This window comes from Novosphingobium sp. (assembly GCF_965229225.1).
Classification (GTDB): domain Bacteria; phylum Pseudomonadota; class Alphaproteobacteria; order Sphingomonadales; family Sphingomonadaceae; genus Novosphingobium.
In genome coordinates, this window is record NZ_OZ245867.1 from 4276636 (window position 1) to 4302130 (window position 25495).

Genomic DNA, 25495 nt, shown 5'->3' on the forward strand with positions numbered 1-25495 from the left:
TTACGCCCGCGCGTGCGGCTCGTCACCCTTCTTCGTGTGCAGCAATTTCGCGCTGGCAGATTTCGTGGAAACGGCGGATGCCGCCTTCGAGCGTGCCGAGGGTGAGCTGGGGCACCGCGCCGGTGGCGAGGCCCTGCTGGCCGAGTTCGGCAGCGCGGAAGTCTTCGGAGCCGAAGACCTGCCCATCGAGCAGTTCCCAGCTGCGACGCCAGTGATCCTCGGCCTTTGGGGTGGCCGGGGCTTCGGCAATCAGCATGAAGTCCTCGACGAGGGTGAGATCGTGCGCCTGCGGCATGATCGTCATCAGGTTCACGTAGTCCGGGCTGATCACGATGACGGTGGCGGGGAAGAGCTGGTAGGCAAACGTGGCGACACGGCGCAACGCGGGCCAGTCGGCCAGATCCAGGCCTTCGAGTTCGGTCATGCGGCCGACCAGCGAGCGCATGTGGGGGCCGACCTCGTCGCCCGCCGTCACGCCATCCTTGAAATAGGGGCCGATGGTGCGGGCGTGGAGGCGCTGCACGTGGTAGCTTTCGAGGAACGCGTCCATGATCAGCTTCCAGTTGGAGGCGACCCGGTGCGTGCGGCGGGCGTAGAGATGGTGCGCGCCAAGGTCTGCGGCGGCGAAATCGGCGCTGATCTCGGTCGCCTGCGCGAAATCTGTCTGTTGGGGCGCGAACCAGATCAGGCCGCCGGCTTCGAGGCTGGGCAGTTCGATCAGGCCCAATGCGGGCTGGTCGAGGCCGGGGAATGTATCAGGGCGCGGGAGCGCGAGGAGCTTGCCATCGGTGCCGTAGGTCCAGGCGTGATAGGGGCAGACGAGCCGCTTGGCGCATTGCACCTCACCGCCTTCGACCAGCCGCGTGCCGCGGTGGCGGCAGACGTTCATGAACACATGGAGCTTGCCGGCGGTATCGCGGGTGAGGAGCAGCGGGCGGCCGGTGGCATCGTGGGGCACGGCCATGCCCGGCTCGGGCAGCAGGGCAGATGGCGCGAGGACTTGCGGGAAGCGATCAAACAGCGCCGCTTTCTCACGCGCCCAGTGCGCGGGATCGGTATAGACTCTGGCGGGCACGTGGCTGATTGCCGTGCCCTTGCGGCCCGCGCCTGCCGCGACAAGGCGGGCCAGTTCCAGCTGGCCATCGGTGGGCCGCTTCGCTCGTTCAGTGGTGGCCATTTCGCGGCTCTCCCCGGATTTCATCACTCTCCGCCGCTAGGCATAGCGCAATTTGCCGCTTAGCATGCAGGGTAAATTGAAAGCGGGGACAAGGGTTTCGCATGGCTTCGACCGGGGCATCGACAACAGCAGAAGCGGAGAAGCCGCCGCGCCCCAAGGGCTTTCGGCTGCTGATGATCGCGCTGGCGACGCGCAAATCCGCCACGATGCTGGGCTTCGGGTTTTCGTCCGGCCTGCCTTACGCGCTCCTGATCGGCACGCTCAATGCCTGGCTGGGCGAGGTGAAGATCGATCTGGCGACCATCGGCGTGCTTTCATGGATCGGTCTTTCCTATTCCTTCAAGTTCCTGTGGTCGCCGCTGGTGGACCGCATGGCGCTGCCGGGGCTGGAGGCGTTGGGACGGCGCAAGAGCTGGATCCTGCTGTGCCAGATCACGATGGTGTTGGGCTTTTCGGGCCTCGCCGCGACCGATCCGGCGCATGCCATCGGCACCTTTGCGTTGTTCGCCTTCCTCGCCGCGCTGGCTTCGGCGACGCAGGACGTGGCGGTGGATGCCTGGCGGATCGATGTGGCGGACGCGGATACGCCGGTCGAGCTGCTCTCTTCGATCTACCAGTTCGGCTACCGGATTGCCTCGATTGTCGGCGGTGCGCTGGCGCTCGTGCTGGCAGGGCGCATGTCGTGGCCGCTGGTCTATTGCCTGATGGCGGGGCTGATCGGGCTGATCTGCATCGTGACCCTGCGCGCGCCCGATACCCCGCGGCCGGAGCAGGGCACCTTGCACGAGGCACTGGCGCAGCCGGGTGAACTGGAACCACGCGCGCGGTGGCTGGCGCTGCTGATTGTCGGCACGAGCTGGGCCTGGGCCATCGGCACGATCATCCGCTTCATGGTGACGATGCTGAGCCCGCTGGGGCCGGGCGAGAAGCACCCTTCGGTGGGCGATTTCACGCGCGAATATGCCCCGCTGATCGTGCTGGCGACGGTGGCCGTGCCGCTGCTGGTGGCCGCGACCACCAATGTGCTGAAGCGGAATGGCCGCGCGGTGCTGACCGAACCTGACCGCAGCGTGTCCCCTGCGCGGACGGCTGCGAACCATCTCTATGTTGCTCTGATTTCGCCGCTGGCCGAACTGGTGGCGCGGCTCGGCTGGGGGGTGCTGGTGGTGATCGGCATGATCCTGACCTACACGTTGTGCTACAACGTGTGGTCGAGCTTCGCCTTCCCGTTCTACCTCGATTTCCTGCACTATTCGAAGGACGAGGTGGCCTTCGCCTCCAAGCTCTTTGGTATTTTCATGACGATCGCGGGGATCAGCCTGGGCGGCTATCTGTTCCTGCGGCTGGGGCGGATGCCGACGATCCTGATCGGCGCGATCCTGCCGATGCTGGGCAATTTCGTCTATGCCGATCTGGCCCAGGGCGCGGTGCATATCGATGCAGTGGGGCAGACGCTGGGGCTGCATTGGCTGTTCGCGCTGTTCGGCTTCGATCCGCGTATGGTGCGGCTGCTGCTGGCGATTTCGTTCGAGAACATCTCGACCGGCATCGCAGGGGCGGCCTTCGTGGCCTATCTCTCGGGCATCGTCTCGAAGCGCTACACGGCGGTGCAATATGCGCTGATGTCGTCGCTGACGTTCCTGATCGGCTCATTGGGGCGCGGGATCGCGGGGGAGGCGTTCGATCTCTACGGCTATGCGACGGTGTTCCGCTGGACGGCGGCGGCGGGGCTGGTGGCGGTGCTGTTCGTGTGCGCGGAATGGATGCGGGTGGCGCGGGAGAAGGCGGCGCCCGAACCGGAAAAATAGGGACAGTCCCCTTTTTTCAGTCCGGCGCTTCGTCGTTGCGCTTCAGCACATCGCCCGCGAGGTAGAGCGAACCCGCGATCAGTACGTCGCCTTCAGGCGGCAGCGCGGCGAGGGCTTCGGCCACATTGGCGAAACTTGCCACGGGAAGCGCAGTGAAAGGCGCGAAATCCTCCGGCGTGTGTGCTTCGTGGCCGGGGGCGGGGATGATGGAGACCGAAGCCAAGCGGCCTTCGAGCGGGCGAAGGATGGCGCTGGGGTCTTTGCTGGTGAGCATGCCCATCACGAGGTGGAGCGGCGCTGAGTCCGTGAAGTGGCGGGCGATGGCCTGGCCTGCATCGGGATTGTGCCCGCCGTCTAGCCAGACGGTGCGCTGACCGGCGAGCGCGGTGAGCGGTCCTGAGCCAAGGCGCTGGAGGCGGGCGGGCCAGCGGGCGGCGCGGATGCCTTGGGCCATGGCTTCGGGGGTGACCGGTACGACGCTCTGGTGGCGCAGCATGGCGATAGCGAGCGCGGCGTTATCGGCCTGATGCGCACCTGCGAGGGTGGGAAGCGGCAGCTCGAGCGTACCATGCGCGTCGCGGTAATTGATCGCCTCGCCCACTTGAGCCCACCAGTCGCGGCCGCGTAGTTGGACGGGCGCCCCGATCTGGCGCGCGGTGGCGAGGACGCTGGCGAGTGGGCTGGCGGCATAGCTTTGCACCACCAAGGGTGCGCCGGGCTTGGCGATGCTGGCTTTTTCGAAAGCGATGCGGGCAAGGGGCTCTGCGGGGGTGCCTTCCTCCGGCACCAGCAGGAAGGACTCGTGGTCGATGCCCAAGGTGGCGATGCCGCAGACGGCGGGGTTTTCGAGGACGTTGGTTGCGTCCAGCCTGCCGCCGAGGCCGGTTTCGATGACGCAGGCGTCTGCCGGTGTCTCGGCGAAGGCGAGGAAGGTGGCGACGGTGGTGACTTCGAAGAAGCTGGGGCCAAGGTCTTCGGCGGCATCGAGAACGCGTTCGAGGAGATCGGCGAGGCTTTCGTCGCTGATGAGTTTTCCGGCGATGCGGATGCGTTCGTTGTAGCGCACGAGGTGGGGCTTGGTGGCGGTGTGGACCACGAGGCCCTGCGCTTCGAGGATGGCGCGCAAGTAGGCGCAGGTCGAGCCTTTGCCGTTGGTTCCCGCGACGTGGAGCACCGGCGGCAGGCGGCGCTGCGGACTGCCGAGGCGGGCGCAGATTTCGCGGACGGTATCGAGGCCGAGGCGGCCCTGGGGCAGGGACAGTGCGCCGAGACGGTCGAGCTGCGCCTGCACGCGCTGGTTTTCAGAAATGGCGAAGTCGCGCAATTACCCCTCCGTCAGCCCTTCGGGCTGCCACCTCCCCATTTGCACTTCGTGAAAATGGGGAGGACCTTTCTTGATCCGCTTTAGCGGGTGGTGGAGGGGTCTACGCCGCCTGCGCCGCCATCAGGTAGCCGATGGTGCGCGCAAGGGTGGCCTTCAGCATGTGGCGGCTGACGACCATGTCGATCATGCCGTGCGCGTGGAGGTATTCGGCGCGCTGGAAGCCTTCGGGGAGCTTTTCGCGGATCGTGTCCTGGATCACGCGCTGGCCGGCAAACCCGATAAGCGCGCCGGGTTCGGCGATCTGGATATCGCCGAGCATGGCGTAGCTGGCCGTTACGCCGCCGGTCGTTGGGTCGGTGAGGACGACGATATAGGGCAGGCCCGCGGCGCGCATGCGATTGATGGCCACGGTGGTGCGCGGCATCTGCATGAGGCTGAGGATGCCTTCCTGCATGCGCGCGCCGCCTGCCGCCGTTACAGCGATGAAGGGGCACTTGCCCGCAATCGCGGCTTCGGTCGCGGCGATGAAGGCATCGCCCACGGCCATGCCCATCGAGCCGCCCATGAAGCCGAAATCCTGCACGCCGACGACGGCCTTGTGGCCATCGATCTTGCCGACCGCTGCGGTCAGCGCATCGGGCAGCGGGTTGGCGGCGCGGGCGGCCTTGAGGCGATCGGTGTAGCGCTTGGTATCGCGGAACTTGAGCGGATCCTCGCGCACCTTGGGGGCGGGCAGGATCTCGAACCCGGCGTCGAGCAGCTGGGTGAGGCGCTCGGTGGCGCCGATGCGGCCGTGGTGATCGCAGCGTGGGCAGACCGAGAGGTTTTCCTCGTACTCCTTGGTGAACAGCATTTCGCTGCACGAAGGGCACTTGATCCAGAGGTTGTCCGGCGTGTCGCGCTTGGGCGAGAACGGCAGCGAATTGCGGACGCGGGTTAGCCAGCTCATGCATCAACCTTTCGCGCATTGTGGACGGCATTGGCAAGCGCGGAAACGAGATCGCGTACAGGTCCGGCTGCGTTTTCGCCATGTTCGGCGATGAGGTCGATCAGGGCCGAACCGACGACCACACCGTCCGCCACGCGGGCAATGGGGCCGGCCTGTTCGGGCGTGCGTACGCCGAAGCCGACGGCGACGGGGATCTCTGCCGTCTGCTTGATCCGGGTCACGGCCTCTTCGATCGAGGCGAGCGCGGCGGACTGCTTGCCGGTGATGCCCGCGACCGAGACGTAATAGAGAAAGCCGGAGGAGCCTTCGAGCACAGCGGGGAGCCGCGCGGCGTCGGTGGTGGGGGTGGCGAGGCGGATCGGCGAGATACCGTGGGCGCGCAGGTTCGGGCCGAGTTCGCTGTCTTCCTCGGGCGGGATATCGACGCAGATCACGCCGTCGACCCCGGCCTTGGCGGCCTCGGCGGCGAACCATTCCGGCCCGCGCGTGATCATCGGGTTGGCATAGCCCATGAGGACCAGCGGCACATCGGGGTGGCGCGCGCGGAAATCGGTGGCCATCTGCAGGATGTCGGCGGTCTTGGTGCCGGCGGCGAGGCTGCGCAGGTTTGCGCGCTGGATCGCCGGGCCATCGGCCATCGGATCGGTGAAGGGCATGCCAAGCTCGATCACGTCGGCACCGCCTGCGACGAGCGCATCGAGGATCGCGGGCGTGGCGGCTGGTGTCGGATCACCAGCGGTTACGAAGCAGACGAGGGCGGGGTGGCCTTTTGAGAAGGCTGAGGCGAGGCGTGTCATTCGGAATCCTTGCGTTCGACCACGAGTATGCGCGCGGCACCGACAGGGCGCGCGACATGCTCGTCCCCGGATTCCACGCTCACGCCCTGACCTGCGGCGAGCCGGATGATGTGTTCTCCCGCCGCGTCTCGGTAATGCATGTCCACCTCACCGTCGAGGACGACGAAGACTTCCGGACCGGTATTGCGGTGCCAGCGATAGGGCTGATCGGTCCAGTGCAGCCGCACGGTCACGTCGCCGAAATCGCTGAGCAACTGGCTAGCCCATGCGCGTTCGCCAACAAAATCCTTAGCTGCGAATTGCTTCACAGCTTCACCCCCAGGTGCTCCGCGACCGAGAAGATGTCCTTGTCGCCGCGGCCGCAGAGGTTGGCGAGGATGATCGCGTCCTTGTCCATGGTCGGCGCGATCTTCTTGACCGCCGCAATCGCGTGGGCGGGTTCCAGCGCGGGGATGATGCCTTCGGTGCGGCAGAGCAGCTGGAAGCCGTCGAGCGCTTCGGTGTCCGTCACCGAGGTGTACTCGACGCGGCCGGTTTCCTTGAGCCAGGCGTGCTCGGGGCCGATGCCGGGATAATCGAGGCCCGCCGAGATCGAGTGGCCTTCGAGGATCTGGCCGTCCTCGTCCTGCAGCAGGTAGGTCTTGTTGCCATGGAGCACGCCGGGGCGGCCGCCGGCAAGGCTGGCGGCGTGGAGCTGGTCGAGCCCGTGACCTGCCGCTTCGACGCCCATCATCTTGACGCTGGGATCATCGAGGAAGGGGTGGAACAGGCCGATGGCATTGCTGCCGCCGCCGATGGCCGCGACGAGGAGATCGGGGAGGCGGCCGACGCGGGCGAGCATCTGGGCGCGCGCTTCCTTGCCGATCACGCTCTGGAAATCGCGGACGAGCTCCGGATAGGGGTGCGGGCCAGCGGCGGTGCCGATGATGTAGAAGGTGTTTTGGACGTTGGCGACCCAATCGCGCAGCGCCTCGTTCATTGCGTCCTTGAGCGTCGCGGCCCCGGCGGTGACGGGGACGACTTCGGCGCCGAGGAGCTTCATGCGGAACACGTTGGGTGCCTGGCGGGCCACGTCGGTCGCGCCCATGAAGATCACGCAAGGCAGGCCAAAGCGCGCGCAGACGGTTGCGGTGGCGACGCCGTGCTGGCCCGCGCCGGTCTCGGCGATGATCCGCGTCTTGCCCATGCGGATGGCGAGCAGGATCTGGCCGATGCAGTTGTTGATCTTGTGCGCACCGGTGTGGTTGAGCTCGTCGCGCTTGAACCAGACTTGCGCGCCGCCGAGTTCTTCCGTCAGCCGGGGCGCGAAATAAAGCGGGCTGGGGCGGCCGACGTAGTGTTCGAGGAGATCATCGAACTCGGCATGGAAGGCGGGATCGGCCTTCGCCTTGCGGTACTCTGCTTCCAGATCGAGGATCAGCGGCATCAGCGTTTCGGCGACGTAGCGGCCGCCGAACTGGCCGAAATGGCCCTGAGCGTCGGGCTGGGTGCGGAAGCTGTTGGGGATGGGCGCGTTCATGCGGCTTCGCTTGGCAGAGGGGCGCGCGCTTGTCCAGATTCGCGGGGCTAAAGGGAAGGTCAAGCGGCGCGGGCGGCCTCGCAGAAGGCACGGATGAGGGCTTCGTCCTTCACGCCCGGCGCGGATTCGACGCCGGAGGAGACGTCGACCAGAGGCGCCTTGGTCGCGCGGACGGCTTCAGCGACGTTGGCGGGGGAGAGACCGCCGGCGAGGCCCCAGGGCAGCGGGCCCTTGTGTGCCGCAAGCAGCGTCCAATCGAACACGAGGCCGAGGCCGCCGGGCATCGCGGCGCCCTTCGGGGCTTTGGCATCGAAGAGGACGAGATCGGCGGCGCCGTTGAAAGCTTGCGCGCGCGTCACGTCGGCGCGGGTTGCGACGGGCAGGGCTTTCCAGACGGGGATGCCGAAGGCCGCGCGCACGGCGGCGACGCGGGCGGGGTCTTCCTCGCCGTGGAGCTGGATCACATCGAGCTTCGCGGCGGCAACGAGTTCGGCGAGCAGGGCGTCGGCTGGATCGACGAAGAGGCCGACGACCTTGGCGCGGCCTTTGGCCCGCGCGGCGAGCGTGGCCGCATCGGCGGGCGCGAGGTGACGCGGCGAGCGCGGGAAGGAGACAAGGCCGATGTAGTCCGCACGCGCGGCAAGCGCGGCGTCGACGGCGGCGGGGGTGGTGAGGCCGCAGATCTTGATTTTAGGGGCGGGCATGACGGTGCGGATAGGGGGTGAAGGTACGGCCTGTCCACCTTCGTCATTGCGAGCGCAGCGAAGCAATCCAGTGTGGTTGTGTGCGACCGTTCTGGATTGCTTCGTCGCTGCGCTCCTCGCAATGACGAGAGCTAGGTAATTCGGGTCGGGTTGGGGCCTCTGCCTTACTGCCCCAGTTCGAACGTGACCGTCACGTTTGCGGCGACCTGCACTTCGCCAGCGGCAACCGGGCTGGGGGCCTTGGCCATCATCGCATCGGCGCGGGCGTACATGACCATCGGCTGCGGGGCATAGCCGCCGCTTTCGCTGATGGTGAGGATGCGCTTGACGGTGAGGCCAGCCGCCTTGGCGTAGAGCTCAGCGCGGGCGCGGGCCTTCTTCATCGCTTCAAGGCGGGCTTCGTCGCTGGCGGCATCGGGGTTGTCGAGCTGGAACGAAGGGCCGCTGACCTGATTGGCCCCGGCGTTCACCAACGTGTCGATGGTCTTGCCGTAATTGCCGATCTTGCGCTGCTTGACCTCAACCTGGTTGTTGGCCTGGTAGCCGATGATCACCGGATCGCCGGAAACGTTGCCGTTCGCATCGGCGCGCGGTTGGCCGTAGACCGGGTTCACCGAGAGGTTGCTGGTCTGGATGTCGCGCTCGGCAATGCCTGAGGCCTTGAGCGCGATGATCACCGCGTTCATGCGGTCGGCGTTTTCGGAGAGCGCAGCGGCGGCGGTCTTGGCCTGCGTGGTGACGCCTGCGCTGAAGACGGCGAGGTCCGGCGTGCGGCTCGACTTGCCATCCGCGCTGAGCGTGAGCACGGCATTGCCGGGGGCAACCACGGGGGCGGGTGAAACGGCCTGCGCCATGGCGGGCGAGGCGGCCCCGGAAACGGCGAACCCAGCGGCAAGTGCGGCGGCCATCAGGAGCGAGGTGGAGGTAGTCGTCATCGGTTGGTCCCCTTGAGAATGTGCCGCCCATGTGGGGCGAGGGGGCTTTCGCGGGGCTGAACCGCGATGACAGGAGCGCTTCAGGCGATAAGGCGTTCGAGCACGACCATCTGGAAGGGTACATCCATCGGCAGCGGGAAGGGGCGCAGCTCTCCGGTGCGGGTGTAGCCGCGCCGTTCGTACCACGCGATCAGTTCCTCGCGCACGTCGACGACAATGAGTTCCATGCGGGTGGCTGCGAATTCGCGGACGGCAAGCCGTTCGACTTCGCTGACGAGAGCGCGGCCAAGGCCGCCGGCCTGGCGCTCGGGATCGATGCAGAGGAGGCCCATGTACGCCAGGCCCTGCCCGAGATCGGTGATCGTGACGGTGCCGACAAGCGCGCCGTCCTGTTCGGCAAGCAGCACGCGCTTTTCGGGTGCGGCGACCATCGCGGCGACTTCTGCGGGCGTGGTGCGGTCGCCGCCGAGGAGGTCCGCTTCGTTGGTCCAGCCCTTGCGAGCGCTGTCGCCGCGGTAGCCGCTCTCGATCAGGGCGCGTAACGCGGGCGCGTCGGCAAGCTGCGCAATACGGTAGGTCGTCATGGCAGCAGGGCTCAGAGCGTGGCTTCGATAGCGCGGGCGGCGGCGACGGGATCTTCGGCGCGGCTGATCGGGCGGCCGATGACGAGCACGCTGGCACCATCGCGGCGGGCGGCGCCGGGGGTGACGATGCGCTTCTGGTCCGCGGTATGGCCCGTATCGGGCCGGAGGCCGGGGACGACGAAGAAGCCGTTCTTCCAGCGCTTGTGGATCGCGCCGACTTCGTGGCCCGAGCAGACGATGCCATCGAGCCCGGCTTCCTGCGCCAGATCGGCAAGCCGCAGCGCCTGATCATGCGCGCCGCCGGGGACGCCGACGCCGGCGAGGTCATCGTCATCAAGGCTGGTGAGAACGGTGACGGCGACGACCTTGCAGTGCTCGCCCGCAGCGGCCTTGGCGTCTTCCATCATCGCGCGGCCGCCGGCGGCGTGGATGGTGACGATGGCGGGTTCGAGCACGTGGATCGACTGCATCGCGGCGGCGACGGTGTTGGGAATGTCGTGCAGCTTGAGGTCGAGGAAGATCGGCAGGCCGAGCTTGGCCACTTCATGCACGCCGTGGTGGCCATGCGCGCAGAAGAATTCGAGGCCGAGCTTCACCCCGCCGATATGGCCCTTGACCTTCTGCGCGAGTGCAATGGCGGCATCGAGGCGGGGCAGATCGAGCGCGAGATAGACGGGATTGCTCATGAGGCTTCGCTTGCTTTCCGGGCTTCGAGCTGGGTGGAGGAGAGCGAGGCGCTCCCGGCCAGCGTGGTTTCAAGATTGGTGATGCGGCGCTGCAGCCGCCAGCGGGTAGTGCGGTGGATCAGCCACATCGGCACGAGCCCGAGCAGGAACGCTGCTATGATGATCGCGGGCAGCTTGGTATCGAGCACGAGGCCCTGCCACACCACGAGTTCGATCGGCTGCCAGTTGGCGGCGGAGAATGCGGCCAGCGCGGCCACGATCACGAGCCACAGGATCGAACGAAACACTTTCATCAGGCTTTGTCCCCAGCCTCCCCCGCGTTGGCCCATGCTAGGGCGCTTTGGCGGGGAAGGCCAGTCCCTGACTTAGCTGCCGAACACCCGCGCGAAGATCGTGTCGACGGCCTTGAAGTGGTAATCGAGGTTGAACTTGTCCTCGAGTTCCTGCGCGCTCATCACCGCGCTGACTTCGGGATCGGCTTTCAGCAGTTCGAGCAGCGAGAGCTGGCCGTCCGACTGCCAGACCTGCATCGCATTGCGCTGGACGAGCCGGTACGAATCATCGCGCGTCAGGCCAGCCTGCGTGAGCGCGAGAAGCACGCGCTGCGAGTGGACGAGGCCGCCCATGCGGTCGAGGTTCTTCTGCATGCGCTCGGGGTAGACGAGCAGCTTGTCGATCACCGAAGTGAGCCGGGCGAGCGCGAAATCGAGGGTGATCGTGGCGTCAGGCCCGATGTAACGCTCGACCGAGGAGTGCGAGATATCGCGCTCGTGCCACAGCGCGACGTTTTCGAGCGCGGGGGTGACGGCGGAGCGGACGACGCGAGCTAGGCCGGTGAGATTCTCGGTGAGCACCGGGTTGCGCTTGTGCGGCATGGCCGAAGAACCCTTCTGGCCGGGCGAGAAGTATTCCTCCGCTTCCAGCACTTCGGTGCGCTGCAAGTGGCGCACTTCGGTAGCGAGGCGTTCGATGCTGCTGGCCACGACGCCGAGGACGGCGAAAAACATCGCGTGGCGATCGCGCGGGATGACCTGCGTGGAGACGGGTTCGACCGCGAGGCCCAGCTTTTCGGCGACATGGGCTTCGACCGCCGGGTCGATATTGGCAAAGGTGCCGACCGCGCCGGAGATGGCGCAGGTGGCGACTTCGGCGCGCGCGGCAACGAGGCGCGCGCGGCAGCGGGCGAATTCGGCATAGGCCTGCGCCAGCTTGAGGCCGAAAGTGGTCGGCTCGGCATGGATGCCGTGGCTGCGGCCGATGGTGGGGGTGTACTTGTGCTCCACCGCGCGGCGCTTGATCGCCTCCAGCAGCGCATCGATGTCCGCGATGAGGATATCGGCGGCCTGCGTGAGCTGGACGTTGAGGGTGGTATCGAGCACGTCGGAACTGGTCATGCCCTGATGCATGAAGCGCGCCTCGGGGCCGACTTCCTTGGCCACCCAATCGAGGAAGGCGATGACGTCGTGCTTGGTCACGGCCTCGATCGCGTCGATCGCGGCGACGTCGATCTTCGGGTTCGTCGCCCACCAGTCCCACAGCGCCTTGGCGGCGGAGGGCGGCACCACGCCGAGCTCGCCCAGCTTCTCGGTCGCGTGGGCCTCGATCTCGAACCAGATGCGATAGCGCGCCTCCGGTTCCCAGATCGCGGTCATCGCGGGGCGGGCATAACGGGGGACCATGGACGACTCCTCAAGCGCGGTTAGTTGGGGTTGCCGCTAGGAGGGAGGGTGGCGGAAGGCAAGAGGGCGCGGGTCAGGCGGTGAAGCTGAGGTCGGTCTCGCCCGTGGTCTGGCCTGCGGCATCGAATCGGCGCTCGATGATGCGCGCGGCTCCGTTTGCCGCGATGGTGAGCACGGTCGAGCAGCGGGTGCCGTAGAGCGGATTGCGGATGAACACACCGGAGAAGCGCGGGTCCGGGCCTTCGCCGGCCAGTTCGGTGCGATCCGCGAGCGCGGCGAAGAGCGCGGCGGGATCGTCTTCGCCCATCTCCAGCCATGCGCCCAGTGCGGCTTCGAGCGCGCGGGTCTTGGCCCAGGGCGCGTGGTGCGGGCCGTTGGAGAGGCCGTGGATGCCGGGCGCAAGCGCGCGGCGCTGCGGCCGGGGGTGGTTGGTGAGATGCCACGCGCTCTCAGGTTCGGCCATGAACAGGTTGAACGGGTTCATGGTTTCGGGCGCGGCGGGTTCGCGGCCCGCCAGCCAGTCCGTCACCAGTGCGCCGCGCGAGGCGAGGTGGGGCTGCGGATAACCCTCGACGCGCAAGTTCGTGACGAGCGCGGCGCGCCCGGCGGCGTTCACGCCGAGCCAGGTGCCGCCGGCCTGCAGATCGCGCCCGGCGATGACGCCGCTTTCCCATTCCGCCAGGGGTGCGGTGGGGCGCTCATGAAACTCGTCGCGATTGCCGATCACGACGAGGCGCCAGCGCGGATGCGCGCGGAAGGCGGCAGCGGCAACGCACATCAGATCAGACCCTTCGCCTTCAGGCTGACATGGCCCTGCCGCCCGATGATCACATGATCGTGGACGGTGATACCGAGCAGGCGCCCGGCTTCGATGATCTTGTGGGTGATCTGGATGTCGGCGCGGCTGGGCTCCGGGCTGCCGGAGGGGTGATTGTGGACAAGGATCAGTGCGGCGGCGCCGATGGCCATGGCCTTGGCGATGATTTCGCGCGTGTAGATGGCAGATTCGTCGAGTGTCCCGTCGCTGACGATCTGATCGAGGATCAGGCGGTTTTGCGTGTTGAGATAAAGCACGCGGACGCGTTCGTGGTTGAGGTGCGCCATATCGATGTGGAGATAATCGAGCAGTGCCTGCCAGCTGGAAAGGACCGGCTCCTCGCGGACGGTCTGCCGGGCAAGGCGGCGCGCGGAAATGCCGACGATTTTGAGGGCGGCGGCGGCGGCGTCCTTGACACCGGGCACACCCATGAGCGTCGGCGCATCGGCGTTGAGCACGGCGGCAAGGCTGCCGAATCGCTGTATCAACACGCGGGCGGTCGGCTTCATGTCTTGCCGGGGGATCGCGATCATCAGCAGGTATTCGATCACTTCATGATCGGCCAGCGCATCGTCGCCGCCTTCGAGCAGGCGCTTCCTCAGGCGAGCACGGTGGCCGGAGGGATCGAACCCGGCCTCGCGCACCCGGTCCTTCTCCGACTTGTCGCGACCGGGCTGGGGAAAGAGGCTGGGCGGTTCGTCCATCACGCGCAGACTTTGCCCGCGCGGGCGGCAGGGCGCAAGCGGCGGCATTGCGTCCGCCCGCCTGCTGGGCAACAAGGCGGGCAATGCCGGACGAGACCGCGCCTCTGAACGAATCGCCGGATGGCAAGCCTGGGGCACCGCGCAGCGCCAAGCGCCGCAGGATTGCGCTGGTCTCCGCCGGGGCTCTCGCGGCGCTGGCCATCGGGCTGTGGTCTGCGCGCGAGCAGATTGCAGGCGGCCTGATCGACCGGCAGCTGGCGCAGATGGGCCTGCCCGGTCGCTATGCGATCGAGGGCATCGGCGCGGATCGGCAAATCCTGAAGAACATCGTGATCGGCGATCCGGCGCATCCCGACCTCACCATCGCGCGCGCCGAAGTGCGGATGGCCTATGGTCTGCTGGGGCCACGCATCGGGCAGATCATTCTCGAGCAGCCAAGGCTTTACGGGGCATATCGGCAAGGCCACCTGAGCTTCGGCGCGCTCGACAAGCTGGTGCTGGCCAATGCGCCCTCCGGCACGGCGCCGGGGCTGCCAGATCTCGATCTCCGGATCGTTGATGGCCGCGCATTGCTGGAAACCGACTTTGGCCGCCTTGCCGTGAAGGCTGATGGCGCGGGCAATCTGGCGGACGGTTTCAAGGGGACGATGGCCGCGATCATGCCCGCTGTGGCGGCGGGCGGGTGCAGCGGCGAGCGGCTGTCGGGCTATGGCACGGTTTCGGTGGCGGACGGTCGGCCTCGCTTTGCGGGGCCCGTGCGGCTTGCCGGGCTGACCTGCGGGAAGGCCCTGGCCGCCGGGCCATCGGCACTCGCGCTCGACGTGGCGGGGGACAAGGACCTCGGCGGCGCGACGATCAAGGGCAAGCTGGAAGCGGGCGCGCTGACGGCGCCGGGACTTGCTGCCGCGCGCCTCACGCTGGGCGGTGCGCTGGCCTTCAAGCTGGGCGAACTGCGCGGCCATCTGCTGAGCGAGGCGCAAGGCGTGCGCACGGCGAGCCTGACGGCGGGCTCGCTCGGGATCGACGGCGATCTCGACATGAGAGGAGGCGGGGAGAGCCTCGTCTTCCGGGGGGCGGTTTCCGGCCGCAACCTTGCGCGCGGGGCCGCGAGCGAAAAGGCGCTGGCAGGGGCGCAAGCGGCGGCGGAAGGCACGCTGGCCGCGCCGCTGCTCGCCCGCCTGCGCAGCGCGCTGGGCCGTGAGGAACGCGGCAGCCGGCTGGCCGGCGATATCGCGCTGCGCCGCGATGGGGCGCGCTTCAGCCTTGTTGCGCCGAGCGCAGTGCTGCGCGGCGGGAGCGGCGCGGCGCTGCTTTCGGTCTCGCGCCTGCAGGTCGCCTCGGAACCCGAAAAGCTGCCCACGCTTACCGGCAACTTCGTGATGGCGGGCGAAGGCTTGCCGCCGATCACCGGGCGCATGGAGCCTGGCGCGGGCGGACGCCCAGCGCTCAAGCTGCGCATGGCCGAATATCGCGCCGGGGCAGACATGATGGCGCTGCCCCTGCTCGAAATCGCGCAAGGGCCGGGCGGATCGCTCAGCTTTGCCGGCACGGCGCTGGCTTCAGGTGGCATCCCGGGCGGCGCGGTGAGGGGGCTGACCCTGCCGATTGCGGGCTCGATCGGGCCTCGCGGCGATCTTGCGCTGTGGCCGCGCTGCGTAACGCCCTCGTTCGCCAGCCTGCAAGTGAGCGCGCTTATGCTCGACAAGCGGCAGCTGACGATTTGTCCAGCGGGCGGACAGGCTATCGTGCGCTATGGTCCGCAGGGGCTGAAGGCCGCGCTAGGCATCAATGCGCTCGCGCTGAGCGGGCGGCTGGGTGAGACCCCGCTGCTGCTGAACACGGGGCCGGTAGGCCTTGCATGGCCCGGCACGCTGACGGTGCGCGGCGCGGATGTCGTGCTGGGGCCGGGTGATACGGCGACGCGCCTGCGCCTCGTCAATCTGGTGGCGCGGCTGGGCCGGGACTTTACGGGCACGTTTGATGGCGTGGACGCCAAGCTCGCCGCCGTTCCGATCGACATGAGCAATGCCGCAGGCGACTGGCGCTATGCGGACGGGGTGCTGACGCTGAGCGGCGTGCGCTTCGTCGCTGCTGACCGGTTTGCGCCTGCGCGGTTCAAGACGCTGGCCGGCGAGAACGCGGTTCTGACGCTAAAGGACAACCGCATCACAGCGCAGGCCCTGCTGCGCGAGCCGGATTCGCGGCGCGAGGTGCTGCGGGTGGCCGTCCGCCACGATCTCGCCACCGCGCGCGGCCATGCCGATCTCGCGGTAGATGGGCTGGTGTTCGACAAGGGCAAGATCGTGCCCGGCAAAGTCGGCGGGCTGCAACTGCGCGATCTGGCGCCGCAGTTCCGGGGCGTGGTCGCCGATGCCGAGGGGACGGTGCGCGGGAAGGGCGTGATCGACTGGACCGCCGAACGCTTGACAAGTTCTGGCAGCTTCGGCACCGAAGATCTTGATTTTTCTGCTGCGTTCGGCCCGGTAAAGGGCATTTCGGGCACGCTGGTCTTCACCGATCTGATCGGCATGGTCACCGCGCCGCACCAGACCCTGCACGTGGCTTCGGCCAATCCGGGGATCGAAGTGACCGACGGCGTCGTCGATATCGAACTGCTGCCCGAGCAGGTCGTGCGCATCAATAGCGGGATATGGCCGTTCCTTGGCGGCAAGCTGAAGCTGGCGCCGGGCGACCTGCGCATGACGGTGAACGAGCCGCGCCGCTTCCGGATCGAGATGGAAGGGATCGATGCGGCCAAGTTCCTTGAACGCATGGAACTGGCGAACCTTTCCGCAACGGGTGTCTTCGATGGCCACCTGCCGCTCGAATTCGATGCCAATGGCGGGCGCATCACGGGCGGACAGCTGGTCTCGCGGCCACCGGGCGGCACCGTGTCCTATGTCGGCGCGCTATCCTACAAGGACCTCTCGACCATGGCGAACTTCGCGTTCGATGCGCTGAAATCGCTTGATTATTCGAGCATGACGATCGGGATGGACGGCAACCTCGCGGGCGATGTCATCACGCGGGTCGAGTTCTCCGGGATCAAGCAGGGCAAGGACACCAAGCAGAACTTCATCACCCGGCAGGTCTCGCGCGTGCCAATCCAGTTCAACGTCAACATTCACGCGCCGTTCTACAGCCTGATCAGTTCGATGAACCCGCAGCCGCCGCCAGGGGCGTTTCGTGGCCTCCCGGGAACCTTGGCGCCGGGAACCTTGGCGCCGGGAACCTTGCAGCCACCTGCCAGCGGCGTTCAGCCCCAAGTCAGCAGCCCCAAGCCAAAAGGACCCAGCAATTGACGTTGGTCAGCAACCCTGCAACCAAGTGGCCCATCCAAGGTGAGGGGCATAACAGAATGGCTGGGACAGGCAGACGACTGCGGCAATTGTGCCTCGCGGCCGTGATGGTGGCAGGCTCGATGCTGAGTTGTTTGCTTTTGGGGGGCTGCATTACCGTGAAAGCGCCCGACAAGCCGATCGTCATCGAGCTCAACATCAACATCAAGCAGGAAGTGGTCTATCGCCTGGCCGGGGATGCCAGCCAGACGATCGACAAGAACAAGGACATTTTCTGAGATGGCACGCACATTTGGAAACTTCAGGATTGCGCTTGCCGCGCTGGCCGTGGCGGGCATGATCCCCGCCGCCGCGCTGGCCCAGCGTGATCCTGCCTATGCCGCCGCGCGCGCCGCCGGGCAGGTGGGCGAGAAGGTCGATGGCTACCTCGGCTATGTCGTGCCGCCGCCGCCCTCGTTGAAGGCGGTGATCGACGAGCTCAATATCAAGCGCAAGGCAGTTTATGCCGAGAAGGCCGCCGCCGCCCACGCGACGGTGGAGGAATATGCGCTGACGTCTGGCTGCCTGCTGATCTCGCAGACCCAGCCAGGCGAGAAGTACCAGGGCCCCGATGGCAGCTGGCAGACGCGCACCTCCGCGCCCCCCTTGCGCGATTCGCGCTGCCCCTGAGGCAAAAATGCGGCAAATTCGGGCGCGCGCCGGGTCGATGATCCGGCGCGCGTCTTCGCACATGCCGCAAATCTGCGGTTTACAGCTGCTTCCGCCGCGGTTGACTTGATAAGCCGCCCTTCCTAAAGGGCCGGTGCCCTTGACGGGGGACCGTTTCCCGCGCCAGGCCCCTTGCGCTGTTTCAGGCGAAAAGAAGGCTGGCATGGTTGACGACCCTGACCGTGAGGACCCTATCGGCGCGGATGCCCGGATCGCATCGCTTGAGGCGCGGCTTGCCGCGGCAAAGGCCATCGAGGCGGAGCGGACGCGCAGCGGCCAGCAAGGTGCCGATGCGGGATACCGCCTCGGCAATCGTGTTCTGGCCGAACTGCTGGGGGGAATGATCGGGGGTGCAGCGGTTGGCGTGGCCATTGACTGGTTCGTCGGACGCGGCCACTGGGGCCTGATGGTGATGCTGTTCCTCGGGATCGCAGTCGCCTTCAGAAACATTATCCGGATTGCGAACCGGCGTTCCGATTGACCCCCTGGACCGAGGGGGCCGCATTGGAAGGCCGTTTTGGCATAAGTTTTTTGTGGTTTTCTGGGAAACGGGATTTTCGCGCGTGGCAACCGAAGCCAAAGTTGATCCGATGCACCAGTTCACGATCGAGCCGCTGTTCGGCACCGATCACTGGGCCCTTGGCGGCTTCAACATTGCGTTCACCAATTCTGCGCTGTGGATGCTGATTTCCGCAGTGGTGCTCTATGCCTTCATGCTGGGCGGGATGAAGCGCGAGCTCGTCCCCGGCCGCTGGCAGATGATGGTCGAGAGCATGACCGGCTTCATCGAGAACATGCTTTCGGCGAACGTCGGCAAGGAAGGGCGCAAGTACCTGCCTTACGTGTTCTCGCTGTTCATGTTCATCCTGTTCGCCAACCTGCTCGGCCTGCTGCCGCTGGGTCTTGTCGGCATTCACCCCTTCACCTTCACCAGCCACTTCACCGCGACGGGCGTGCTCGCCATCCTGTCGTTCTCGATCGTGCTGGTGGTGGGGTTCTGGAAGCACGGCTTCCACTTCTTCTCGCTCTTCGTGCCGCATGGCACGCCGCTGCCGATGATTCCGCTGATCTTCGTGATCGAGCTGGTCTCGTTCCTCGTGCGCCCGTTCAGCCTTGGCCTGCGTCTCTTCGTGGCGATGATGGCCGGGCACGTGCTGCTCGAAGTGCTGTCGAGCTTCGTGATCGGCGGCGCCAATGCCGGCGCGTTCTTCATGGGGCTCGTCTCGATCCCCAGCTTCATCCTGATGGTTGCCATCTGCGCGCTCGAAATCCTCGTCGCCGGCATCCAGGCCTACGTCTTTGCGCTGCTCACGTCGCTCTACATCAACGACGCCGAGCATCTGCACTGAGTTTTCTTCGTACAGTATCCATCCATCTGATTTTGAGAGAAAAGGGAGTTTAAGTCATGGAACCTGCAAGCGCCAAGCTCATCGGTGCGGGTCTCGCTGCGATCGGCGCCGGCATGGCCGCCATCGGCGTGGGTAACGTCTTCGGTTCGTTCCTCGAGAGCGCGCTGCGCAACCCGGGTGCGGCTGATGGCCAGCAGGGCCGTCTGTTCATCGGCTTCGCGGCCGCCGAACTTCTCGGTCTGCTCTCGTTCGTCGTGGCGATGATCCTGATCTTCGTCGCCTGAACCATGCGCAAGGGCGGCGCTCCGGGCACGGGTCCGGAGTGCCGGCCCTTCCCTTGTTTTTCAGCGTTTTGATCGCCGGGAACCCCAATGCCCCAGATTTCGCAGCTAGCCGCGACCTATTCCAGCCAGGTTTTCTGGATGCTGGTCATTTTCGGCGCCGTCTTCTTCCTCGTCGGCCGGGGCATGACGCCCAAGGTTCTCGAGACCATGGAAGGCCGCGACCAGAAGATTGCCGCGGATCTCGCCGCTGCTGAAGCCGCGCGCCACGAGGCGCAGGCGCAGGACGATGCGTGGAAGGCGGCAGCTGCCAAGCAGCGCGGGGAAGCCCAGGCGCTGATCGCTGCAGCCAAGGCCGAAGGGGCCAAGGCTACCGAAGCCCGGCTCGCCACGGCGAGTGCTGGTGCCGAAGCCCGCGTGGCCGAAGCGGAGGCGCGGATTGCCGCGGCTCGCGAAGGTGCGCTGGCCGAAATCGAAACCGTGGCGGCCGAAGCCGCTGCCGATATCGCTGCCCGTGTTGCGGGTCTGACGGTTGCGGCCGATGCCGCACGCGCGGCGGTGAAGGACGTTCTCCATGGTTAAGCTCGCTCTGCTCGCTCATGCGGCAAACGCAGTCGCTGAACATGGGGCCGAGCATGCCGAACCGGTTGCGTTCGGGTTCGTGACCCCGGGCATGTGGGTCGCGCTCTCGATGACCGCATTCATTGCCATCGTGATCTGGAAGAAGGTTCCGGGGGCGATTGCTGGCGGGCTCGATGCCAAGATTGTCGCGATCCGCGCACAGCTTGATGCTGCCACGGCCCTGCGTGCCGAAGCCGAGGCGCTGCGCGCCGAATATGCGAAGAAGATCGCCGGCGCCGAGGCAGATGCCGCCGCGATGGTCGAGCATGCCCGCCATGAAGCCCAGGCGATCATCGCCAAGGCCGAAGCGGATACGACCGCAATGATCGCGCGCCGCGAGAAGATGGCGACCGACAAGATCGCCGCAGCGGAACGCGCTGCGGTCGAGGAACTGCGCGCCCGCGCTGCTGCGGCGGCGGCGGCGGCGGCCGGCCAGCTCATCGCCCAGCACCACGGCGCCAGCGCGGACAAGGCGCTTGTCGACAGTGCCATCGCTGGCCTCGCCAACTGATTCCATGCCCTGCCTGCGGGGCGGGGCATGGTTAACTTTACCCTAAGGGTTTTCGCCTAGGTCCGCTCTCATGAAGAGGATTGGGACTGGGTGCGAGGCATGAGCCGCGGACAAATCCGGCAGTTTGCGGCATTGCTTCTGGCGCTGCTGATGCTGAGCTTTGGCGCCGGGCGCGCCGAGGCGGCGAGCTGCTTTTACGCCACATCGCAAGGGTCAACCGGCCCGACCAACTGGAACTCCTACTGTTGGCTCGATTTCACCGGCTATAACGACACGGCCGCGCGCTCGACCGCCGGGCAGGCCATGTCCTACACGCTGCCCGACGGCACCGTGATGTCCTTCACGCTCAAGATCAGCGGCGCTGCTATCACGGGTGCTGCGGCGCCTTCCTGGACCGGCGCGGCGATCGGCAATACCGCGTTCCTCGGCATCGGCGGCCGCCCGATCCTATACCAGAGCGCGGGCGGCACGACGACGGCCGCGATTTCCAACATCGTGCTGACCCCGCCCGCCGGCGTCTCGCAGATCACCAGCTACATGTTTGTGGCTGCGGACGGCGAATCCTCCAACGAAGGCGAATCGCTCAGCTTTCAGACCAATGGCGGCAATTGGGTCGCGCTCGACAATGCCGGGCCGATCAGCGGCTCGACTTATCCCACGAGCTCGGGGCTTGGCACAGCGACCTTCAACATCGGGGGTGTGGCCGGCACCGTCGGCGCGAACATCGTGGGCTCGAGCACGCCGACCTCGCTCACGACCACGATCGTCGGCGGCGGCCTGCAGGGCGTGATGTTTGCGGTGCGGTTCGCATCGATCCGGCTCAACCTGCAACTGACCGGCGCGCGCGCGGCGGCGGCAGACCAGTTCAGCTTTGCCATCAATGCGACTTCGGGCGGTGCGACGCTGGCAAGCGGTACGTCGAGCGGGACTGGAAATGGGCCGTTCACGGCAGCCACGCTCACGACTGCATCGGCGCTGCCGCTCACGCTGACGCAAGCGATGGCATCGGGCAGCGTGAACCCGCTCACAGACTATCGCTCGAGCCTGACCTGCACCAATTCGGTAAGTTCGAGCACACCGCTGCCGAGCGGCGTGATCACCACCAATTTCAGCTTCGGCGCATTGCAGTTCGGCGATCTTGTCACCTGCACGTTTACCAACACGGTGTTCCCGCATCTCCAGCTGACCAAGGTGCTGGGAACCGGCGGGCGGCGGTTCAGCACCGACCAATTCATCATGCAGATCAACCAGGATGCGACCACCGTAGCGACGACGACCACCACTGGGACCAGTGCCACTGTAAACAACGGGACGACACCGCAAGTGCTGGTCTCGGCGGGGACGGCCTATGCCTTCACCGAGGTGGGCGCGGGCACCACGAGCCTCACTCAGTACAACTCGGCGATGACGTGCACCAATGCCTTCACCGGCTCCTCGACCACGCTGCCCGGTGCGGTGGGCGGTACGGTCACGCCGCAAATGGGCGATGTGATCTCGTGCACGATCACGAACACGCGCCGCGCGTCGAACGCGACCCTGACGCTGGTGAAGACATCGAGCGTGCTGTCGGACCCGATCAACGGCTCAACCAATCCCAAGATGATCCCCGGCTCGATTGTCGAGTATTCGATCCTCGTTTCGAACACCGGACCGACTGCGGTGGACAGCAACACGGTTCTGCTGATCGATTCGCTGCCGAATCAGATGCTTGTCGGCACTGCTGCGACGCCCACGTTCACGCAAGGAACGCCGACAAGCGGGCTGACTTTCAATGCGACAAACGACATCAGGTATTCGAACGCCGCGAGTGCGCCGACGACCTTTGCCGGCTGCACCTATACACCGACTTCAGCCTATGACCCGGCGGTGAACTTCATCTGCATCAACCCCAAGGGAGCGATGGCGCGTTCCACGGGGACGCCGCCCAACTTCACCATCTCGTTCAAGGCACAGATGCAGTAATCAGGCGGCGCAGTCCGGCGAGCAGGCGCGGCCCCAGTTCCGGGCCTTGCAGTGGATAGAGGAACGGCTCGATCAGCTCCGCTTCCATCAGCAGCAGGTGCCCCTCGGGCCCGCGCACGAGGTCGATGCGCGCATAGAGCGGTGCCGGGAAGGGGAGGCCGGCGATCACCGCCTGCGCGGTGGCGAGGTCGTCCGCAGCCGGGGTGACGGCAGTGTCCCAGCCGCCATAAAGCGACTGGACGCGGTAGTCGCCCGGTGCGGGGCGCTTGATCAGGGCATGGCAGAACTGGCCGTCGATGAAGATCAGCGAGTGCTCGCCTTCCTCGACAATGCCTGAAAGGAAGGGCTGAACCAGCGCGGCATGGCCCATGCGCCAATCGGCAGCGGGCGGCGCGTCGCGCGTGAAATCGAACTGCCCTTCCGCCCCCGCGCCGACACGGCGCTTCACCACCACGCGGTCGCAGGCGAAGTGATCGAAGGCAGCGAGGATTTCCGCGCGCCCCGGATTGTCCAGCAGCAGGGTGGGGATGGTGGCGACACCGCGCGTGCCAAGTTCGGCAAGGTAGCCCTTGTCGATGTTCCAGCGCACCACTTCGGGCGCGTTGCACACCGGCACGCCGAGCGCGGCGATGGCATCGAGCTTGGCAAGGAAGGCCTCGCGATTGTCCTGATAATCCCACGGCGTGCCGATCAGCGCGGCATCGAAGGCGGCGAAGGCTTCGAGCGGGGCCTGCCAGTCGATGTCCGTCACGGCCTCGCCCGGAGCAAGCGCGGCAACGAGCGCGGCCATCTGCTGGTCATGTTCGAAGGCATCGGCGCGGCGATCTGGGGCGCCGGGCAGCGTGGTGCTGCAGGCGAGGAAGGCAATGTTCATGGACGTCCTGACGTTGTGCGGGTTCCCGGGCCGATCAGTGGAATGCGGACAGCCGGAGCAAGGATACCAAGGCGACATAGGCGCTGGCGAGACAATAGAGCACTTCCGGGACAACCCCGAGGTTCACGCGCCTGCCCTGGCGGATCAGGACGAGCATGTAGCCGGCCACCGCGAGGAACAGCACGATCTGGAGCCCAAGACGTGCGCGGGTTTCAGGGTAGTTGCCGAGCACGGCAAGGACGCCGCCGATAAGCAGGGTGTAGATAATGAGCCTGATGACGCTGCGCATGGAGTCGCTGGCGATCAGGGACGCGTGGAGCCGCGCACGACGAGGCGCACGGGCACCCGGCGCGGGGTTTCGGGCTCGCCCGCCATCGAGGCGAGCAGCCGTTCGACAAGGAGCGCGCCGGCGGTTTCGAAATCGGATTCGATCGTGGTGAGCGGCGGGGTGGACCATGCACCCGCGCGCACGCCATCGAAGCCGACAATGCCGATCTGGTCCGGGATGCGATAGCCGCGCTGGCTCAATTCCTTGAGCGCGCCGAGGGCGATTTCGTCGCTGACGGCGAAGATCGCATCGAAGGGTTGGCTACTATCCGCCAGCATGGCAGCCGCGCGGCTGCCCTGCTCCTCGCGCGCCAGCCCGCGTTCGATGCGCTGGAGCACCGGTTCGCGCCCCGCATCGCGCATCGCGCTGGCATAGCCGTCGTAGCGTTCCTTGAACTGGCGCTGGGGGGAGGTTTCCGAGCCGATGCAGACGATCTTCTCGTATCCGCGCACCAGCATGTGGCGTACGGCGAGTGCGGCGCCAGCCTCGTTGTCGCTGCGCACCCACGGGAAGGCATCGCTGGGGGCGCCCCAGCAGACCCAGCTGGTGGCAGGGTCGAGCTCGCCGAAATAGTCCCACGCGGGGGTGTTCTCACTCGTGCCGATGACGATCATGCCATCGGCCTTGCGGCGCTCCTCGTAATGGCCCCAGAAATTTTCCGCGCTATCCTGGAAGGAGACGAGCACTTCGTAGCCGCGCGCGGAGGCGGCGGCGCAAGTGCTGCCGAGCAGCGCGAAGTAGAACGGGTTGAGATCCTTGCGGTCTTGCCCCGCACGGCAAATCATCACCACCGCGAGCGTGCCGGTCTTGCCCCGGCGCAGGCGGGCGGCGTTCTCGTTGACCTGATAGTTGAGCCGGGCGGCGGCCGCGATCACGCGCTGGCGCGTGGGCTCGCTGATCGAGGTGTCCCCTGCCAGCGCGCGGCTGACGGTGGACTGGCTGACCCCGGCTTCCTCCGCCACGTCGAACGAGGTGACGCGGGTGATCCGGCGGGTGGTGTCGGTGCTCTGCGGCATCTAGCGGAAATTGTCCTTGGCGCTGCGCAGCGCGGCGAAAGTTTCGGTGGGCGAGGCACCGCCCCAGCGGGCCTGCAGCGCGGGATCATCGGCGCGCAGGAAGGGATTGGTGGCGAGTTCGCGGCTGAGCAGGGTGGGGACGGTCCACTCGCTGCGGCTGCGTTTGTCCGCGATCTCTGCCGCATAATCGGCGAGCGCAGCGTTTTCGGGATCGGCGTGGAGGGCGAACTTCGCGTTGGAGGCGGTGTATTCGTGGGCGCAATAGAGCGTGGTTTCGCCCGGGAGCGCTTTCACGCGGCTGAGGCTGGCCCAGAACTGATCTGGCGTGCCTTCGAACATGCGCCCGCAGCCCAATGCGAAGACGGCATCGCCGACGAAGGCGATCGCCGCTTCGGGGAGGTGATAGGCACAGTGGCCGACCGTGTGGCCGCCCACGTCGATCACATGGGCCGAATGCGCGCCGAAGGGCACGGTATCGCCTTGCACGACGGTGCGGTCGATCCCTGCGATGCGGGCGGCGTCTGCAGCGGGGGCGATGATCTTGCAGCCAGTTGCCGCCTTGATCGCTTCGTTGCCGCCCGCATGGTCCGGATGCCAGTGGGTGTTCCAGATCTGGGTGATCGTCCAGCCCTTGGCCGCCGCCTCGCGCAGGTAAGCCTCCGCGTCCGGCGTATCGATGCACGCCGTCTCGCCGCTCGCACTATCGTGGAGGAGATAGCCGTAGTTGTCTGACAGGCAGGCGAACTGGTGGACTTCGAGCGTCATGGGTCCTCTCGGGCGTCTTTGCACCAAAGCCTAGCGGAGTGTGCGCCGCAATGCAAAAGCCCGCCCGGATCGCTCCGGACGGGCTTTTGGTTTGCCTT

The 25495-nt window shown here is 66.6% G+C and carries 28 protein-coding genes; 10 read left to right on the top strand and 18 right to left on the bottom strand.

Annotated elements, in window-relative coordinates:
- Positions 1-22: 22 nt before the first annotated feature.
- Positions 23-1177, bottom strand: a complete 1155-nt coding sequence (locus tag ACO06X_RS20050; protein WP_421837882.1) for an aromatic ring-hydroxylating oxygenase subunit alpha — start codon at positions 1175-1177, stop codon at positions 23-25.
- Positions 1178-1278: 101 nt separating this feature from the next.
- Between ACO06X_RS20050 and ACO06X_RS20055 the strand changes: the two genes are divergently transcribed.
- A complete protein-coding gene (locus ACO06X_RS20055) occupies positions 1279-2985 on the top strand; it encodes an AmpG family muropeptide MFS transporter (RefSeq protein ID WP_421837883.1) in 1707 nt (568 codons plus the stop codon).
- Between the two features lie 16 nt (positions 2986-3001).
- Here the strand turns inward: ACO06X_RS20055 and ACO06X_RS20060 are convergent, their stop codons facing one another.
- The 13 genes from ACO06X_RS20060 to radC all read right to left on the bottom strand — a co-directional run bounded on the left by ACO06X_RS20060 (position 3002) and on the right by radC (position 13683).
- The gene (locus ACO06X_RS20060; protein WP_421837884.1) at positions 3002-4309 is read right to left on the bottom strand and encodes a bifunctional folylpolyglutamate synthase/dihydrofolate synthase; all 1308 of its coding nucleotides are present in this window, start codon (positions 4307-4309) and stop codon (positions 3002-3004) included.
- Positions 4310-4409: 100 nt separating this feature from the next.
- A complete protein-coding gene (accD, locus tag ACO06X_RS20065) occupies positions 4410-5258 on the bottom strand; it encodes an acetyl-CoA carboxylase, carboxyltransferase subunit beta (protein WP_421837885.1) in 849 nt (282 codons plus the stop codon).
- Complete coding sequence (trpA, locus tag ACO06X_RS20070; RefSeq protein ID WP_421837886.1) at positions 5255-6055, bottom strand: tryptophan synthase subunit alpha; 801 nt, start codon at positions 6053-6055, stop codon at positions 5255-5257. Before trpA ends, accD begins: the two co-directional genes overlap by 4 nt.
- Entirely contained in the window at positions 6052-6363 is a 312-nt protein-coding gene (locus tag ACO06X_RS20075) for a cupin domain-containing protein (protein ID WP_421837887.1), read from the bottom strand. The genes trpA and ACO06X_RS20075 overlap by 4 nt, the downstream gene beginning before the upstream one ends.
- Complete coding sequence (trpB, locus tag ACO06X_RS20080; protein WP_421837888.1) at positions 6360-7574, bottom strand: tryptophan synthase subunit beta; 1215 nt, start codon at positions 7572-7574, stop codon at positions 6360-6362. Before trpB ends, ACO06X_RS20075 begins: the two co-directional genes overlap by 4 nt.
- Positions 7575-7633: 59 nt before the next feature.
- Positions 7634-8278: a phosphoribosylanthranilate isomerase gene (locus ACO06X_RS20085; protein WP_421837889.1), complete on the bottom strand. Its 645-nt coding sequence runs from the start codon at positions 8276-8278 to the stop codon at positions 7634-7636.
- 164 nt (positions 8279-8442) lie between these two features.
- Entirely contained in the window at positions 8443-9213 is a 771-nt protein-coding gene (locus ACO06X_RS20090; RefSeq protein WP_421837890.1) for an SIMPL domain-containing protein, read from the bottom strand.
- An 80-nt stretch (positions 9214-9293) separates the two neighbouring features.
- Entirely contained in the window at positions 9294-9797 is a 504-nt protein-coding gene (locus tag ACO06X_RS20095; protein WP_421837891.1) for a GNAT family N-acetyltransferase, read from the bottom strand.
- A gap of 11 nt (positions 9798-9808) precedes the next feature.
- Complete coding sequence (pyrF, locus tag ACO06X_RS20100; RefSeq protein WP_292941178.1) at positions 9809-10483, bottom strand: orotidine-5'-phosphate decarboxylase; 675 nt, start codon at positions 10481-10483, stop codon at positions 9809-9811.
- Complete coding sequence (locus ACO06X_RS20105) at positions 10480-10776, bottom strand: DUF1049 domain-containing protein (RefSeq protein WP_421837892.1); 297 nt, start codon at positions 10774-10776, stop codon at positions 10480-10482. Before ACO06X_RS20105 ends, pyrF begins: the two co-directional genes overlap by 4 nt.
- A gap of 72 nt (positions 10777-10848) precedes the next feature.
- Complete coding sequence (gene purB / locus ACO06X_RS20110) at positions 10849-12162, bottom strand: adenylosuccinate lyase (RefSeq protein ID WP_421837893.1); 1314 nt, start codon at positions 12160-12162, stop codon at positions 10849-10851.
- A 73-nt stretch (positions 12163-12235) separates the two neighbouring features.
- A complete protein-coding gene (locus ACO06X_RS20115) occupies positions 12236-12940 on the bottom strand; it encodes an NRDE family protein (RefSeq protein ID WP_421837894.1) in 705 nt (234 codons plus the stop codon).
- A complete protein-coding gene (radC, locus tag ACO06X_RS20120; RefSeq protein ID WP_421837895.1) occupies positions 12940-13683 on the bottom strand; it encodes a RadC family protein in 744 nt (247 codons plus the stop codon). Before radC ends, ACO06X_RS20115 begins: the two co-directional genes overlap by 1 nt.
- An 83-nt stretch (positions 13684-13766) precedes the next feature.
- Between radC and ACO06X_RS20125 the strand changes: the two genes are divergently transcribed.
- The 9 genes from ACO06X_RS20125 (at position 13767) to ACO06X_RS20165 (ending at position 22414) form a co-directional block, all read left to right on the top strand.
- Positions 13767-16985 carry an intermembrane phospholipid transport protein YdbH family protein gene (locus tag ACO06X_RS20125; protein ID WP_421837896.1) on the top strand — a complete coding sequence of 1073 codons (3219 nt, stop codon included), beginning with the start codon at positions 13767-13769 and terminating at the stop codon, positions 16983-16985.
- A 155-nt stretch (positions 16986-17140) separates the two neighbouring features.
- Complete coding sequence (locus ACO06X_RS20130) at positions 17141-17260, top strand: YnbE family lipoprotein (RefSeq protein ID WP_421837897.1); 120 nt, start codon at positions 17141-17143, stop codon at positions 17258-17260.
- 1 nt (position 17261) lies between these two features.
- The gene (locus tag ACO06X_RS20135; RefSeq protein ID WP_421837898.1) at positions 17262-17651 is read left to right on the top strand and encodes a YdbL family protein; all 390 of its coding nucleotides are present in this window, start codon (positions 17262-17264) and stop codon (positions 17649-17651) included.
- A gap of 202 nt (positions 17652-17853) precedes the next feature.
- Positions 17854-18171, top strand: coding sequence for an AtpZ/AtpI family protein (locus tag ACO06X_RS20140; protein ID WP_292941152.1), 318 nt, complete (start codon positions 17854-17856; stop codon positions 18169-18171).
- An 82-nt stretch (positions 18172-18253) separates the two neighbouring features.
- The gene (locus tag ACO06X_RS20145) at positions 18254-19039 is read left to right on the top strand and encodes a F0F1 ATP synthase subunit A (RefSeq protein WP_421837899.1); all 786 of its coding nucleotides are present in this window, start codon (positions 18254-18256) and stop codon (positions 19037-19039) included.
- A 56-nt stretch (positions 19040-19095) separates the two neighbouring features.
- Positions 19096-19323: a F0F1 ATP synthase subunit C gene (locus ACO06X_RS20150; RefSeq protein ID WP_054122335.1), complete on the top strand. Its 228-nt coding sequence runs from the start codon at positions 19096-19098 to the stop codon at positions 19321-19323.
- A gap of 87 nt (positions 19324-19410) precedes the next feature.
- Positions 19411-19902: an ATPase gene (locus ACO06X_RS20155; protein WP_421837900.1), complete on the top strand. Its 492-nt coding sequence runs from the start codon at positions 19411-19413 to the stop codon at positions 19900-19902.
- A complete protein-coding gene (locus tag ACO06X_RS20160) occupies positions 19895-20452 on the top strand; it encodes a hypothetical protein (RefSeq protein WP_421837901.1) in 558 nt (185 codons plus the stop codon). The genes ACO06X_RS20155 and ACO06X_RS20160 overlap by 8 nt, the downstream gene beginning before the upstream one ends.
- A 99-nt stretch (positions 20453-20551) precedes the next feature.
- Entirely contained in the window at positions 20552-22414 is a 1863-nt protein-coding gene (locus tag ACO06X_RS20165) for a hypothetical protein (RefSeq protein ID WP_421837902.1), read from the top strand.
- Here the strand turns inward: ACO06X_RS20165 and ACO06X_RS20170 are convergent.
- Genes ACO06X_RS20170 through gloB form a run of 4 tightly spaced genes read right to left on the bottom strand, consistent with a single transcriptional unit; the run spans position 22395 to position 25397 of the window.
- Positions 22395-23288: an ATP-grasp domain-containing protein gene (locus tag ACO06X_RS20170; RefSeq protein WP_421837903.1), complete on the bottom strand. Its 894-nt coding sequence runs from the start codon at positions 23286-23288 to the stop codon at positions 22395-22397. The two genes, ACO06X_RS20165 and ACO06X_RS20170, sit on opposite strands and share 20 nt — an antisense overlap.
- Before the next feature lie 34 nt (positions 23289-23322).
- Positions 23323-23577: a hypothetical protein gene (locus ACO06X_RS20175; RefSeq protein WP_421837904.1), complete on the bottom strand. Its 255-nt coding sequence runs from the start codon at positions 23575-23577 to the stop codon at positions 23323-23325.
- Between the two features lie 14 nt (positions 23578-23591).
- Positions 23592-24632 (bottom strand): LacI family DNA-binding transcriptional regulator, encoded by a 1041-nt coding sequence (locus ACO06X_RS20180; RefSeq protein WP_421837905.1) that lies wholly within the window; start codon positions 24630-24632, stop codon positions 23592-23594.
- Positions 24633-25397, bottom strand: coding sequence for a hydroxyacylglutathione hydrolase (gene gloB / locus ACO06X_RS20185; protein ID WP_421837906.1), 765 nt, complete (start codon positions 25395-25397; stop codon positions 24633-24635).
- Between the last annotated feature and the right edge of the window lie 98 nt (positions 25398-25495).

Coding starts and splice junctions, on each gene's coding strand:
- ACO06X_RS20155 (WP_421837900.1), top strand. CDS start 19,411: ATGCCCCAGATTTCGCAGCTAGCCGCGACCTATTCCAGCCAGGTTTTC.
- purB (WP_421837893.1), bottom strand. CDS start 12,162: ATGGTCCCCCGTTATGCCCGCCCCGCGATGACCGCGATCTGGGAACCG.
- trpA (WP_421837886.1), bottom strand. CDS start 6,055: ATGACACGCCTCGCCTCAGCCTTCTCAAAAGGCCACCCCGCCCTCGTC.
- ACO06X_RS20055 (WP_421837883.1), top strand. CDS start 1,279: ATGGCTTCGACCGGGGCATCGACAACAGCAGAAGCGGAGAAGCCGCCG.
- trpB (WP_421837888.1), bottom strand. CDS start 7,574: ATGAACGCGCCCATCCCCAACAGCTTCCGCACCCAGCCCGACGCTCAG.
- ACO06X_RS20085 (WP_421837889.1), bottom strand. CDS start 8,278: ATGCCCGCCCCTAAAATCAAGATCTGCGGCCTCACCACCCCCGCCGCC.
- ACO06X_RS20175 (WP_421837904.1), bottom strand. CDS start 23,577: ATGCGCAGCGTCATCAGGCTCATTATCTACACCCTGCTTATCGGCGGC.
- ACO06X_RS20095 (WP_421837891.1), bottom strand. CDS start 9,797: ATGACGACCTACCGTATTGCGCAGCTTGCCGACGCGCCCGCGTTACGC.
- radC (WP_421837895.1), bottom strand. CDS start 13,683: ATGGACGAACCGCCCAGCCTCTTTCCCCAGCCCGGTCGCGACAAGTCG.
- ACO06X_RS20125 (WP_421837896.1), top strand. CDS start 13,767: ATGCCGGACGAGACCGCGCCTCTGAACGAATCGCCGGATGGCAAGCCT.
- ACO06X_RS20140 (WP_292941152.1), top strand. CDS start 17,854: ATGGTTGACGACCCTGACCGTGAGGACCCTATCGGCGCGGATGCCCGG.
- ACO06X_RS20170 (WP_421837903.1), bottom strand. CDS start 23,288: ATGAACATTGCCTTCCTCGCCTGCAGCACCACGCTGCCCGGCGCCCCA.
- pyrF (WP_292941178.1), bottom strand. CDS start 10,483: ATGAGCAATCCCGTCTATCTCGCGCTCGATCTGCCCCGCCTCGATGCC.
- ACO06X_RS20050 (WP_421837882.1), bottom strand. CDS start 1,177: ATGGCCACCACTGAACGAGCGAAGCGGCCCACCGATGGCCAGCTGGAA.
- ACO06X_RS20165 (WP_421837902.1), top strand. CDS start 20,552: ATGAGCCGCGGACAAATCCGGCAGTTTGCGGCATTGCTTCTGGCGCTG.
- ACO06X_RS20135 (WP_421837898.1), top strand. CDS start 17,262: ATGGCACGCACATTTGGAAACTTCAGGATTGCGCTTGCCGCGCTGGCC.
- ACO06X_RS20150 (WP_054122335.1), top strand. CDS start 19,096: ATGGAACCTGCAAGCGCCAAGCTCATCGGTGCGGGTCTCGCTGCGATC.
- gloB (WP_421837906.1), bottom strand. CDS start 25,397: ATGACGCTCGAAGTCCACCAGTTCGCCTGCCTGTCAGACAACTACGGC.
- accD (WP_421837885.1), bottom strand. CDS start 5,258: ATGAGCTGGCTAACCCGCGTCCGCAATTCGCTGCCGTTCTCGCCCAAG.
- ACO06X_RS20090 (WP_421837890.1), bottom strand. CDS start 9,213: ATGACGACTACCTCCACCTCGCTCCTGATGGCCGCCGCACTTGCCGCT.
- ACO06X_RS20115 (WP_421837894.1), bottom strand. CDS start 12,940: ATGTGCGTTGCCGCTGCCGCCTTCCGCGCGCATCCGCGCTGGCGCCTC.
- ACO06X_RS20160 (WP_421837901.1), top strand. CDS start 19,895: ATGGTTAAGCTCGCTCTGCTCGCTCATGCGGCAAACGCAGTCGCTGAA.
- ACO06X_RS20180 (WP_421837905.1), bottom strand. CDS start 24,632: ATGCCGCAGAGCACCGACACCACCCGCCGGATCACCCGCGTCACCTCG.
- ACO06X_RS20105 (WP_421837892.1), bottom strand. CDS start 10,776: ATGAAAGTGTTTCGTTCGATCCTGTGGCTCGTGATCGTGGCCGCGCTG.